Source organism: Faecalicatena contorta (assembly GCF_021531895.1).
Lineage (GTDB): Bacteria > Bacillota > Clostridia > Lachnospirales > Lachnospiraceae > JAFBIX01.
Map to the genome: position 1 here is coordinate 37,919 of NZ_JAFBIX010000019.1, position 12,517 is coordinate 50,435.

Here is a 12,517-nt window from a genome sequence, read left to right on the forward strand (position 1 = left end):
CCTACTTCACGCCCCGTTTAAAATGTCCCCTTGTGAATTCCGTTTCCGGTGTGGATACTTTTTGATGCTCCAGAAATGCTGACTGATAACATTCTACAATCTTCTGCATCTGTCCACACGTCTCGGTCGTAAAATCCATGCGTAATTCCGCCGGAGCAAGTTTTTGAATTTCTTCTGCTTTATCCGCCAAGAAAAGCGGTGCAGAATTATATATTATATTATAGCAGTATTGACAGCATCGTTTTACTGTAAACTTCTTCTGATATCTGTCGCGAATAGATAGATATCCTTCTTCCTTCAAGCATTTGCCACTAGTCTTCTGGATACAATTTGCCGTTACCATTACCGGTTGATATCCATACACAATCAGACTGGCATTATCAATTCCCAATTTGTTAAGTTCCCAGTCATTTAACTCCGCCGGAGCGGTAAACTGAGCAATCCCTTGTTCTTGAAGAAACGCCCTGCCAGAATGATTGAAGACATACATATTGTGATCCGAACGGATTTCCTTATGAAACCCATGCTCTGTAAGCCATTGATAACTTTCCCAGTTACGGATTAGCACTCCATCATAATACTGTTCTAATATTGGATATTTCTTTTCATAATTCTTAATGGTCTTCTCTCGGAAAATATAAGGCATTGCCAGATAATACTTTTGGTTTTGAGCTTTTTCTTCTAAGATTTTAATTGCTCGCTGCCCCATTCCGACTGCACTGTCTACATAAACATTCTTTATTATCTCCGATTGTATAACAAACTCAAGCTGTTCTACTGATTGAACCGAAGCTGACAAAACGGTTGCTTCAAAGGATGAAGCAACATTTTTCTCATTCACAAATATTCCTGAAAATTGTGGAATATCCCTTCGGTATTTTTCAAGTATACATACTGACAATTTTTCAATTCCTTCTCTGCGAAGCTCATTTAATGCCTGCATCGGAAGAAATACTGCCCCATCTATCTCAACATCAAATCGATCAAATATAAATTGTGTATTCCCTGTTTTTCGCATCTGCTTTTCCACTCGCTTTTTATCCAGCGGCTGTCGCTTAGCCATATCCGGCGCAGCTCCTTCACAGACAATCTCACAATCCCCATATTCCAGAAACAGTTTAGCACTTTCCCCCAAAGAAAGTATTAATTTCCCATTAATTTTTTCTTGGGTTTTGTATTCTGGCAGCTCCATTACCTCTTCATTTCCTGTCGGACGTTGGAAAGAAATCATATTCTTTCCATTATGCTGCCTATAATATCCATCACTGTATCCTCTTCTCTGATAAGCGCCAAGCAATTTCTCACGGTCCGATTTCAGGACCTTATATCCAGAAGCCCCTTCCGCGAAATAAAGGTCTGTATATTTTCGATACATACTAACCACCGTATATACATAGTCTGGCTGCTTCATTCGCCCTTCAATTTTAAAAGAATCAATTCCAGCTTCTATTAACTCTGGCAGAAAATCAATCGTGCACAGATCTTTTAAACTCATGATATCTGCCGGTTTTTGCCCTTCGACACTATAAGGCAGACGGCATGGCTGGGCACATTGCCCTCGGTTTCCACTCCTTCCTCCAATCATGCTGCTCAAAAGGCATTGTCCAGAATAGCAATAACACAGCGCTCCATGCACAAAGCATTCAATCTCTAATCCCGTCTCTTCTTTCATCTTTCGAATCTCTGAAAGAGAGAGTTCCCGCGCCGGCACTACCCGTACGACACCTTGATTTTTCCAGAACTCTGCTCCCTTTTGATTAGTAATTGTCATCTGGGTGCTGGCATGAATCGCAAGATCTGGGAAATATTTCTTCAGGAATCTGACCACCCCAACATCCTGGACAATCACTCCATCCAATCCTTGCTGATAAAAAGGAAGAAGATATTCATACAGACTATTCAGTTCATCATCTTTAAGTAAAGTATTTACTGTAAGATAAATCTTTCTCCCATGTATGTGTACATAGTCTATAGCCTGAAGCATATCATCCTGCGCCAGATTCTTTGCATAAGCCCTTGCGCCAAACTGACTGCCTCCGACATAAATTGCATCTGCTCCTGCACATATAGCAGCTTTCAGGCTTTCATAAGAACCTGCAGGCGCCAGTATTTCAATTTTCCTGTTCATATATCTTTTTCCTGCTTCCTTATCAAAATTCATCTATATTCGAAGTATTCTCCTATATGATAAATAGGCTGTCCATAGACAGCCTATTTTTTATGATTATTTTTAATCTCTGTTTCCAGCTGGACAATCTTCATCTGAAGTTCCTTATTCTCTTCTTTTAGCTTGTCCATAGATTTCTCCGCATTCTCCAGCTTAATTTGAACAGATATCAATTCATGCTTCAGATCATACATCTCTTTATCCTTTGCTTCTATATCACTCTCTAGAGAGCCGCCTTGCTTTCTGGCTTTAAAGTAATCATCCGCAATGTTCAATGCCAAAAGAATACTTCTGGTCTCCGCACTTTGCTTACGATATCCTTCACTGTTGCTGCATTCTTCAATCTTATGATTTAAATAGGTAGATACCTTCTGCAAATAGTCCTCGCTTTCAAAGCCACTCAAGGTAAATACCTTTCCTCCTATTAATACTTCCGTATAGTTTTTTGATGATGCCATAGAAGCCTCCTCGAACTTTTATAATATCTGATAACTATTATAAACTAATCTGATATAAAAACCAACTATTTTTCTTCATTTTCACGTGAAATTCCCAGATGACAATAAGCGCTGTCTGTAACAATCCGCCCGCGAGGTGTTCTTTGAATGAATCCATTTTTCAGTAAATATGGTTCATAAACATCCTCTATGGTCCCGGAATCTTCACCTACAGTAGCTGCTAAAGTTTCTAAGCCTACCGGTCCACCCTGAAATCTTTCGATCATGGTTATCAGAAGATTCCTGTCGGTTTGATCCAAGCCTTCTTTATCCACATCAAGAAGATCTAATGCATAATTCGCCACTTCCTCGGAAATATATCCTTCATATTTAATCTGTGCAAAATCTCTGACACGCTTCAAAAGTCTGTTTGCAATTCTCGGCGTTCCACGGGAGCGCCTTGCAAGAGCATATGCTCCTTTGTCATCAATTCCTACTTCCAGCACCTTTGCCGATCGAAGAATGATTGTTTTTAATTCTTCGACCGTATAAAATTCCAGACGGTTGACAACGCCGAACCGATCTCTCAAAGGAGCTGTCAACATTCCTGCTCTTGTCGTAGCTCCCACCAGGGTAAATTTGGGTAAATCCAGGCGAATAGATCTTGCACTGGCACCCTTTCCAATCATAATATCAATAGCATAATCTTCCATCGCCGGATAGAGTACTTCTTCCACTTGACGATTCAACCTGTGTATCTCATCAACAAATAAAATGTCTCCTTCCTGAAGATTATTTAAAATCGCTGCCATCTCTCCAGGCTTTTCTATTGCCGGACCTGAAGTAATCTTAATGTTTACATTCATCTCATTAGCTATGATTCCTGCAAGTGTCGTCTTTCCCAATCCTGGCGGACCATAAAACAACACATGATCCAACGCCTCATTTCTTGCCTTTGCAGCTTCTATATAAATTTTCAGAGTCTCTTTTGTCTTTTCCTGTCCTATATAGTCTTTCAACAACTGTGGACGCAGATGATTCTCTATCTTGACATCTTCTTCCAGATTTTCTGTTGTAACAATTCGCCTGCTCATGTCTTTCACCCTGTGCTAAAACATCATATATTTTAAAGCTTGCCTCAGCACATCCTCTACTTCCATATTTTCTTCAAATTCCACTTGTTTGACTGCTTTTAATGCCTCAGTATTGCCATATCCCAGGGCTACCAATGCCTGTACGGCCTCACTCTGTACCTCATTGTGGTAATTCACACTACCAGACATCACAGAAGCAGAAGCACTGTGTTCCAAAGCATCCTCAAGACGTAACTTATCCTTTAATTCCAATATCATCTTTTCTGCTGTCTTCTTCCCAATCCCAGGTGCTGCACAAATTGCCTTTATATCATTTGACATCACAGCAAATCTAAGATCATCCGGGCTTAACGCTGACAAAATTCCTAAGCCACCTTTTGGACCGATTCCGTTTACACCGATCAACAATCGAAACACATTCAATTCATCTCTCGTTAAAAAGCCATATAACTGCATGGCATCTTCCTTCACGTTCAGATATGTATGTATCTTCACTTCTGTCCCGAGAGCCGGCATAAGCCCCATTGCCCGACCTGACATAAATACACCGTAGCCAACTCCGCCTACATCAATAATCACTTTATCTTCTTCGTATGCTGCAATTTCTCCCCTTAAATAAGATATCATATATCCCTCCTAAAAATGTACATTCACCAGTCTTTTTAACATCTCATTTGACACAATTCCAATAAGCAGTCCAGTTATCATTCCAGCAATTAATAACACCGGAACGTAATATGCCACGCTAAATGTCTCCACAACCAACATAGCCACAATCAATTGCCCAACATTATGAAATACTCCGCCGGCAATGCTAATCCCCATAATACTGAACCCATCTTTTCGCTTAAAAACTGCCATAACTGTAAGACTAAGAAGCCCTCCCGCCAAACTATAGATAATGCTAAAATAATTACCGAAAATAAAACCGGACAATAAAACTCTGACAATCGACAGCAGATAAACTTCTCGCAAACGCATCTTATACAGTGCAATCACAATAATCAGGTTAGCAAGCCCCAACTTTACTCCCGGAATTCCAAAATTAATCGGTATCAAAGTTTCAACATAACTAAAAATCAACGCTAATGCCGTAAATACCCCAAAATAAGCAACTTTGCTCTTCACATGTATCTGCCTCCTAATTCGTCACCGCATCATATTCGCTATTTTCACTACTTTCAATCTCCACAACAACTCTGTTCGGAAGACAGATAATACTCTCATGATTCATTGAAATTTTTTTCTGGTGCACGCACAATTGATCTGGGCAGTCTGCCTCAATCATATCGGCCTTTCCATTTTTAATCTGAAGTATATTCGTTCCATGATTGATTTCTATCTCCTGATCTTCTGACAGACTGTAAACGCCCTGAATCTCTCCATTCACTTTAACAATTGCCTTACTTGCCCCTTTTCCTCCGATAAACACATGCACAAGTATCATTAAAACAGCGATACATAGAATTGTCAGTATCAGAATACCATCTTTTTTCTTAAATTCCATTTTCATATTTCATTTACCTCTTTATTCCTATGAGTTTTATTCTAACACAACCCAATCTTACCTTCAACCACATGTTCGATTGCATATCTTCTTTTTTGTGTTATACTAAGACTATCAAAATCACGAGGTGTTCTATGAAATATAAACGATTAACCGCATTACTTATTTCTGCTGTTCTTTTAATATCTGGCTGCTCAGGGCTTCCCAAAGAACGTGATCAGACGTATACCGGAACTTTTTTTGATACCGTGATCAGTATCCAAATCTATGATGCCATAGAGGATGACGTTTTAGATGGCTGCGCAAAGCTCTGTGAAAAATATGATACTATGTTTTCGAATAAAACAGAAGATAGCGAAATATCTCAGATTAACCATGCCGGTGGAAATCCAGTCGAAGTATCAGACGAAACAATAACAATTATTAAAAAAGGAATCTATTACAGCGAGATGTCGAATGGTGCATTCGACATTACTATCGGCGCCGTCTCCAATCTCTGGGACTTTAAATCAGAAACTCCTGAGATTCCAGCAGCTGATACCGTTGCCTCTGCAGTCAGTCATGTAGACTACAACCAGATTATAATTACCAACAACACAGTACGTCTGACCGACCCTTATGCATCTATTGATGTTGGGGCTATTGCCAAAGGTTACATCGCCGATCGATTGAAAGCGTACCTAAAAGAGCAAGGTGTAAAACACGCAGTTATTAATCTTGGCGGAAATGTACTGACAATGGGTGGCAAAATAGATGGATCAGACTATAATATCGGCATCCAGAAACCATTTGACGAAAGCGGGCAACCTATTACTTCTGTAAAGGTTTCCAATAAATCTGTGGTAACATCCGGTATCTATCAACGATATTTTGAATCTGATGGAAAGATTTATCATCACATACTTGACCCCAATACAGGTTATCCTTGTGAAAACAACTTATATAGTGTCACTATCATCACCGATTCATCTCTTACTGCAGATGCATTGAGTACAACCTGTTTTCTACTTGGATTTGATGAAGGTATGAAACTAATTAATCAGCTGGATAATGTTGATGCTGTGTTCATCACAAACGATAACAAAATCCACTATTCCAAAAATTTCCAATATTAATCAGCATAAAAAACATCAGGAAAGCATTCCTGATGTTTTTTATCTACTCATCTTATCAATATGTTCCTGATGCACTAAAAAATGCTACTCCAAAAATTATCATAAATACCAAATAAACAACCAATATGACTCCTGTAATAATCAAAGAAGCCCGACAATAATTTCTGCGGTTTACATTACCTTTTTTACTAAATGCCCAAACAAAGTAAATAACAATTCCGAAACATGGAATGCAGGATGCTAGAATCGTCAACACCCAATCACCCATAGTCATGGGACTATTATCCATACCCGGTTCATATGCCTGATTATAGGTTCCTGTATTATAACTATAATTATCCTGATAATTATAACCATTCTGTTGATTGTAATTATAATTCTGTTGCTGATTATAATTATAACCACTCTGGTATTGATTATAATCATTATTCTGGTTCGTATACTGATATTGTTGATTTTGGTATTGTGGATTCTGATAAGGCTGCTGTCCTGCATTTGGATCTGTATATTGTTGTCCATTTATATCCGCACTATTGTATGTCTGTTGAGAATCCTGAGTTTCCTCTGGAATATTATCATTTTGGTTTTCCATCGTATTATCCTCCTTGCCTTATTAACAACTATATTCTATCATGCAGATACATGAATTTCAATCACTAAACAAACCATACTATTTGTATAACTTTTTGTATATATGCAAATAAATTATATTCATAATAACTCATTGGAGGGTCACCAGGAAAACAGACAAACATCCGCAATATATAAAACAACATCATCGCAGCCATAATTCCAATCATTCCCCACAACAATCCTCTCCCCATCTTGCGTCCCAACAGGTAGCGGTTCCACCCAAATATCACCAGATAGATCACAATCGGATATATAAAAGGATGTATAAAAAATGCATTCAAAAAATCGAAATGAAACAGACAGAATGCTGCTCTGGTTAATCCACATCCCGGGCATGGGAATCCCGTAATAAGCACCATCGGACATAAGCTATATAAAAATTTTTTCATGAACGCAAAATAGGCGATTATAAGAATAATCACCCATTTTGCCGCCTTAATATCTTCCCACAATAAAGTGAGAGCTCTGCATATGATCTTTTTTAAAGAACATTCTTTTCTTTTCATAAAATTATAAAATAATCTTCTTTGGACATTTTTCTGCACATGCTCCACAGTTCGTACACTTTTCTGGATCAATGTGTGCAATGTTACCTTCAACCTTTACGGCATCAAACTGGCAGACTTTTTCACACATCTTACATCCAATACATCCAACAGAACATGCTTTCATAACATCCTTACCTTTGTCTCTGGAACTACACTGAACCATATGTTTCTGTTCATATGGAACCAGCTCAATCAGCTTCTTCGGACATACAGCAATACATTTACCGCAAGCTTTACATTCTTCCTTATCAACAACAGCAACCCCGTTTACAATATGAATTGCATCAAATGGACATGCCTTTACACAGCTTCCTTCGCCAAGACATCCATAATTACATGCCTTCGGTCCGCCGTCCTGCATCATGTTGACCATTACACAATCATTTAATCCATGATACTCGTATTCCTGCTGTGCTTTATCACAAGTCCCCGCACATTTCACGAATGCAACCTGATGAACCTGCTCTCCAGCTGCAATTCCCATGATCTCACCAACTTTTGCAGCAACTGGTGCTCCACCGACCGGACATCCACCAACTTCGGCTTCACCTTTTACGATTGCTGCTGCAAGACCAGAACATCCTGCATAACCACATCCACCACAGTTATTTCCAGGCAGAACTCCAAGAATAGCTTCTTCTCTCTCATCTACTTCTACTGCAAACTTCTTGCCAGCGACTCCAAGGAACACACCAATGAATAATCCGGTGCCGCCTACGATGATCGCAGCAATAATAATACCTGTAACACTCATTGTTATGCCTCCTTCTAAATCAGTCCTGAGAATCCACAGAATGCGATTGCCATCAGACACGCTGTAATCAGAACAATCGGAGTTCCCTGGAAGGACTCAGAAATATCATTATATTCAATCTTCTCACGGATACCTGCCATGATTACAATTGCAATCAGGAATCCTACAGAAGTACCAACACCATTGATAACACCTTCGAGAAGTGTATATTCTTTCTGAACATTCGTAAGTGCTACACCAAGTACCGCACAGTTCGTTGTAATCAACGGAAGATATACACCCAACGCATTATACAATGGCGGCATTGCCTTTTTCAGGAACATCTCTACAAACTGTACCAAAGCCGCAATGATCAAAATAAATACGATAGTCTGCAAATATTCGAATCCCAATGGTGTCAAAATAAACTTATAAATCAAACCTGTAACAAATGAAGCAATTGTAATAACAAATACTACAGCGCCACCCATTCCGGCTGCTGTATCAACCTTCTTAGAAACACCAAGGAACGGGCAGATTCCAAGGAACTGGCTGAGTACAACGTTATTTACAAGAGCTGAACCAATTGCAATAATCAATAATTCTTTCATCTATGTACTCCTCCTACTCTTCGTTTCCTGTTGGGAACACCTTACCGTTACATCCGCCACAGGATGCACAATCTGTACCACATCCCTGAGCATCTGCAATCTTCTTGCCCTTCTTTGCAGCATTCTTCTTAATCTTGTTCATAGCAGCAACAAGGAATGCCAGAACAAGGAATGCTCCTGGAGGAAGAATAAAGATAGTTACAGGAACATAACCACCTTTACCGGCAGCTGCATCAGCCAACGGCAAAATCTGTGCTCCAAAGACTGCACCTGTACCGATCAGCTCACGAACAATACCAATACAAGTAAGTCCAAATGTAAAACCAAGTCCCATACCAATGCCGTCAAAAATAGATGGGATTACAGGATTCTTAGAAGCATAACTTTCTGCACGTCCAAGAATGATACAGTTAACTACGATCAGCGGAATATAAATTCCAAGTGAATCATACAAACTTGGAACAAAACCTTCCAGCAAAAATTGTACAATTGTTACGAAAGATGCTACGACTACGATGAATGCCGGCATTCTGACAGAATCCGGAATAATCTTACGCAGCATGGAAATCAACATATTTGACAGTACAAGTACGACCGTTGTAGAAAGGCCCATACCTACACCGTTAATAGCGGATGTTGTTACCGCCAGGGTCGGACACATACCTAACATCAAAACGAAGGTAGGATTTTCTTTGATCAGACCGTTATATAATCGTTCCGTACATTTATTCATCTTTTAACTACCTCCTATTGAAATGCATTCTGATAATAACCAAGAGCAGCATTGACAGCTCCGGTCACTGCTCTTGAAGTAATAGTTGCACCACTTAATGCATCGATAGGTTCACCATCTCCGCCGTCTTTTGACACAACAAACTTCTCAGCCTGTTTTCCTTCATACTGGCCATAGAATGCAGGCTCTGTTGCTTTCATACCAAGACCTGCTGTTTCACTAATAGATAAAATAGACACACCGTTTACAGTACCATCAGTTGTTATACCTACTGTAATCTGAATACTTCCGCCAAATCCGTCTTTATCTGTAGTTGTAATAACATATCCCTGATCACCTACTGTACAAACTTCATCAATCGTTGCATTCACGCCCATATCGGCGATTGCCTGATCTGCAGCCTTCTGATCTACTTCGGTCTCCTCAAAATCATTCAGATCAGCTTCCGGGAATACTGCCTGCCATGCTTCTTTTTTGGACTTTTCCTGCACCTGAGCAATCGGGTCTTTTGTAATCTCATAGACCACACCGAGTGCAAGACCTGCGATCAAAGTGATCATTGTAAGAATCAATGTATTTTTCAGAATCTTATTCATTATTTTTCTCCTCCTTTACCAAATGGTTTTGGAAGAGTAACCCTCTCGATCAATGGAACAATAAGGTTACTGATGATGATTGCATAAGATACTCCTTCTGCTGAACCGCCGAAAAGACGGAACAATCCAGTCAGTACACCTAACAGAATTCCATATACATACTGGCCCTTCTTCGTAATTGGAGATGTTACATAATCGGTAGCCATGAACCATGCACCAAGCATCAGACCACCGCCGCACAGATGTGCAGTAATATATTGAGGATCAAAGAATCCAACATTCGGATTTGCAAACGGTCCGAAGATACCAATAAAAATTATAAAAGATACAATATAAGTTCCTGGGATTCTAAGATCAATAATCCCTTTCAAAATCAAAATAATTGCACCAATAATAATCGCAATTACAGATGTTTCACCAATAGTTCCTGGGATAGTACCGATCAGCATATCCATAGAATTTACAGCCTCTCCAGCTTTCAGCTGTGCCAAAGGTGTAGGACCAGATACTCCATCATATACAAATGTAGTCATCTGGCTTGTGAAAGAAATTAACAGGAAACATCTTGCTCCGAGTGCCGGGTTCATAAAGTTCTGTCCCAGACCACCAAATAACTGTTTTACAATCAGAATGGCAAAGATACCACCGATAACACCCATCCACCATGGAGCTGAAGCCGGCATATTCAGGCCAAGTAAAAGACCTGTAACAACGGCACTCCAATCGCCGATTGTAATTTTCTTGTGCATTAATTTTTCATATATGTACTCTGTCAGAACAGATGCTGCAGTTGTACTGATCAGCATAATAAGCGCTGACAATCCAAAGTTCCATACACCAAAGGCTGAAGCCGGCAACAGTGCAATCGTTACCCACATCATAATACTGCTTGTGGTGTCTTTGGAACGAATGTGTGGTGAAGATGACATTTTTAATTTGTTCTCACTCACGTTTGTTCACCTCTTCCTCTTCTATTTGACTATTTTTTCTTTTTGCGGTTTGCCATCGCAATCTTTCTCATTGAACCAATTGCCTGCTTTAATGGGCGCTTTGCAGGACATACAAAACTACAAGAACCACATTCCATACATTCCAGACCTTCATGTTTTGTAAACGTCTCTTCGTCATGATGTTCTGCATAATCTGCAAGTCTTGACGGAATCAATCTACTTGGACAGGCATCTACACAACGTCCACAATTGATACATGCAGATGGTTCATATTGAGCCACTTCATCTTTTGTAAAGCCAAGAATAGACGAAGAAGTCTTAGTGACCGGCACATCCAGTGTAAACATAGAGAATCCCATCATCGGACCACCGGAGATTAATTTTTCCGGTTCACTTTTGAATCCACCAGCAGCCTCTACAAGTTCAGCCTGATTTGTTCCAAATGGTACTCTGAAGTTACCTGGTTCATTTACTGCATTTCCACTCACAGTAACAACTCGTTCCATAGATGGTTTTCCTTCTGCCACTGCCTGATAAATACTGATCAATGTTGCCACGTTATCTACAACACATCCTGCATCTGCCGGAAGCATTGCCGAATTAATTGCTCTTCCAGTTGTTGCATAAATCAATTGACGCTCACCACCCTGTGGATACTTGGTCTTTAACGCAAGTACTTCCATACGTGGTTCATCCTTTGTCAGTTCTTTTAACTTTTCAATACAATCCGGTTTATTATCTTCTACTCCAAAAACACCTTTTGCATTATCAAAAAGCTTTAATACAATTTTCATACCGCCGACTAATTTTTCCGGCGTCTCCATGATTGATCTGTAGTCAGCGGTGATATATGGTTCACACTCTGCACAGTTAGCAATAATGTAATCAATCTTTTCTGGTTCTTTCGGTGACAGTTTGACTCTCGTTGGGAATCCTGCACCACCCATACCTACAACACCAGCATTACCGATTGTATTGAGGATTTCTTCTTTTGTCATCTCATCCAAAGGTTTCACTTCTGGATATTGCACTTCCTCATATTCACCGTCATTTTCAATAACGATACTGTTTACCATACCCCCTGTTGGATTTAAATGTGGGGCAATCGCCTTAACTGTTCCGGAAACCGATGCATAGATAGGCGCAGACACAAACCCCCCGGCTTCTGCTATCATCTGACCCTTTAAAACACGATCCCCTACAGCCACTATCGGATTGGCCGGAGCGCCAATATGCTGAGAAACTGGATATACCAAATCCCCTTTGGGTTTTACTTCGACAATCGCCTTATCTTTTGCCAGGCTCTTGCCGTCATCCGGATGAATACCACCCTTAAATGTTAACAATGCCATCCTTTTTCCTTCCTTCCTTTTTACTCTTTATATACTATACA

General features: G+C 39.8%; 15 protein-coding genes. 1 reads left to right on the forward strand and 14 read right to left on the reverse strand.

Annotation, left to right across the window (positions count from 1 at the left end; translation table 11 throughout):
* Position 1 precedes the first annotated feature (1 nt).
* From JQM81_RS08910 to JQM81_RS08935, 6 genes are all read right to left on the reverse strand, one after another.
* On the reverse strand, positions 2–2,128 hold the full coding sequence (locus tag JQM81_RS08910) for a peptidase U32 family protein (RefSeq protein ID WP_235233158.1): 2,127 nt from the start codon (positions 2,126–2,128) through the stop codon (positions 2–4).
* Positions 2,129–2,211: 83 nt separating this feature from the next.
* Positions 2,212–2,625 (reverse strand): cell division protein ZapA, encoded by a 414-nt coding sequence (gene zapA / locus JQM81_RS08915; protein ID WP_235233159.1) that lies wholly within the window; start codon positions 2,623–2,625, stop codon positions 2,212–2,214.
* A gap of 65 nt (positions 2,626–2,690) precedes the next feature.
* Complete coding sequence (ruvB, locus tag JQM81_RS08920; RefSeq protein ID WP_235233160.1) at positions 2,691–3,698, reverse strand: Holliday junction branch migration DNA helicase RuvB; 1,008 nt, start codon at positions 3,696–3,698, stop codon at positions 2,691–2,693.
* Between the two features lie 15 nt (positions 3,699–3,713).
* On the reverse strand, positions 3,714–4,325 hold the full coding sequence (ruvA, locus tag JQM81_RS08925) for a Holliday junction branch migration protein RuvA (protein WP_235233161.1): 612 nt from the start codon (positions 4,323–4,325) through the stop codon (positions 3,714–3,716).
* A 9-nt stretch (positions 4,326–4,334) separates the two neighbouring features.
* A complete protein-coding gene (locus JQM81_RS08930; RefSeq protein WP_235233162.1) occupies positions 4,335–4,826 on the reverse strand; it encodes a Gx transporter family protein in 492 nt (163 codons plus the stop codon).
* Positions 4,827–4,839: 13 nt separating this feature from the next.
* Positions 4,840–5,211 (reverse strand): NusG domain II-containing protein, encoded by a 372-nt coding sequence (locus JQM81_RS08935; protein WP_235233163.1) that lies wholly within the window; start codon positions 5,209–5,211, stop codon positions 4,840–4,842.
* Between the two features lie 128 nt (positions 5,212–5,339).
* On the opposite strand from JQM81_RS08935, the gene JQM81_RS08940 reads away from it, so the two are divergent.
* Positions 5,340–6,320: an FAD:protein FMN transferase gene (locus JQM81_RS08940; protein ID WP_235233164.1), complete on the forward strand. Its 981-nt coding sequence runs from the start codon at positions 5,340–5,342 to the stop codon at positions 6,318–6,320.
* 55 nt (positions 6,321–6,375) lie between these two features.
* On the opposite strand, the gene JQM81_RS08945 is transcribed toward JQM81_RS08940, so the two are convergent.
* The 8 genes from JQM81_RS08945 to rsxC form a co-directional block, all read right to left on the reverse strand.
* Positions 6,376–6,912 (reverse strand): hypothetical protein, encoded by a 537-nt coding sequence (locus JQM81_RS08945; RefSeq protein WP_235233165.1) that lies wholly within the window; start codon positions 6,910–6,912, stop codon positions 6,376–6,378.
* Between the two features lie 64 nt (positions 6,913–6,976).
* Positions 6,977–7,375: a DUF2752 domain-containing protein gene (locus JQM81_RS08950; RefSeq protein ID WP_235233166.1), complete on the reverse strand. Its 399-nt coding sequence runs from the start codon at positions 7,373–7,375 to the stop codon at positions 6,977–6,979.
* A gap of 88 nt (positions 7,376–7,463) precedes the next feature.
* Positions 7,464–8,255, reverse strand: a complete 792-nt coding sequence (locus JQM81_RS08955) for an RnfABCDGE type electron transport complex subunit B (RefSeq protein WP_235233167.1) — start codon at positions 8,253–8,255, stop codon at positions 7,464–7,466.
* Between the two features lie 14 nt (positions 8,256–8,269).
* On the reverse strand, positions 8,270–8,845 hold the full coding sequence (locus tag JQM81_RS08960) for an electron transport complex protein RnfA (protein ID WP_235233168.1): 576 nt from the start codon (positions 8,843–8,845) through the stop codon (positions 8,270–8,272).
* A 13-nt stretch (positions 8,846–8,858) separates the two neighbouring features.
* Positions 8,859–9,578, reverse strand: coding sequence for an electron transport complex subunit RsxE (gene rsxE / locus JQM81_RS08965; protein WP_235233169.1), 720 nt, complete (start codon positions 9,576–9,578; stop codon positions 8,859–8,861).
* Between the two features lie 14 nt (positions 9,579–9,592).
* Entirely contained in the window at positions 9,593–10,174 is a 582-nt protein-coding gene (locus JQM81_RS08970; protein WP_235233170.1) for an RnfABCDGE type electron transport complex subunit G, read from the reverse strand.
* On the reverse strand, positions 10,174–11,103 hold the full coding sequence (locus JQM81_RS08975; protein ID WP_268826547.1) for an RnfABCDGE type electron transport complex subunit D: 930 nt from the start codon (positions 11,101–11,103) through the stop codon (positions 10,174–10,176). Before JQM81_RS08975 ends, JQM81_RS08970 begins: the two co-directional genes overlap by 1 nt.
* Before the next feature lie 50 nt (positions 11,104–11,153).
* Complete coding sequence (gene rsxC, locus JQM81_RS08980) at positions 11,154–12,476, reverse strand: electron transport complex subunit RsxC (protein ID WP_235233171.1); 1,323 nt, start codon at positions 12,474–12,476, stop codon at positions 11,154–11,156.
* Positions 12,477–12,517: the final 41 nt, after the last annotated feature.

Bases quoted from the DNA above. Each gene is read 5' to 3' on its own strand.
- JQM81_RS08910 (WP_235233158.1), bottom strand. From the start codon at position 2,128: ATGAACAGGAAAATTGAAATACTGGCGCCTGCAGGTTCTTATGAAAGC.
- zapA (WP_235233159.1), bottom strand. From the start codon at position 2,625: ATGGCATCATCAAAAAACTATACGGAAGTATTAATAGGAGGAAAGGTA.
- ruvB (WP_235233160.1), bottom strand. From the start codon at position 3,698: ATGAGCAGGCGAATTGTTACAACAGAAAATCTGGAAGAAGATGTCAAG.
- ruvA (WP_235233161.1), bottom strand. From the start codon at position 4,325: ATGATATCTTATTTAAGGGGAGAAATTGCAGCATACGAAGAAGATAAA.
- JQM81_RS08935 (WP_235233163.1), bottom strand. From the start codon at position 5,211: ATGAAAATGGAATTTAAGAAAAAAGATGGTATTCTGATACTGACAATT.
- JQM81_RS08940 (WP_235233164.1), top strand. From the start codon at position 5,340: ATGAAATATAAACGATTAACCGCATTACTTATTTCTGCTGTTCTTTTA.
- JQM81_RS08945 (WP_235233165.1), bottom strand. From the start codon at position 6,912: ATGGAAAACCAAAATGATAATATTCCAGAGGAAACTCAGGATTCTCAA.
- JQM81_RS08955 (WP_235233167.1), bottom strand. From the start codon at position 8,255: ATGAGTGTTACAGGTATTATTATTGCTGCGATCATCGTAGGCGGCACC.
- JQM81_RS08960 (WP_235233168.1), bottom strand. From the start codon at position 8,845: ATGAAAGAATTATTGATTATTGCAATTGGTTCAGCTCTTGTAAATAAC.
- rsxE (WP_235233169.1), bottom strand. From the start codon at position 9,578: ATGAATAAATGTACGGAACGATTATATAACGGTCTGATCAAAGAAAAT.
- JQM81_RS08970 (WP_235233170.1), bottom strand. From the start codon at position 10,174: ATGAATAAGATTCTGAAAAATACATTGATTCTTACAATGATCACTTTG.
- JQM81_RS08975 (WP_268826547.1), bottom strand. From the start codon at position 11,103: ATGTCATCTTCACCACACATTCGTTCCAAAGACACCACAAGCAGTATT.
- rsxC (WP_235233171.1), bottom strand. From the start codon at position 12,476: ATGGCATTGTTAACATTTAAGGGTGGTATTCATCCGGATGACGGCAAG.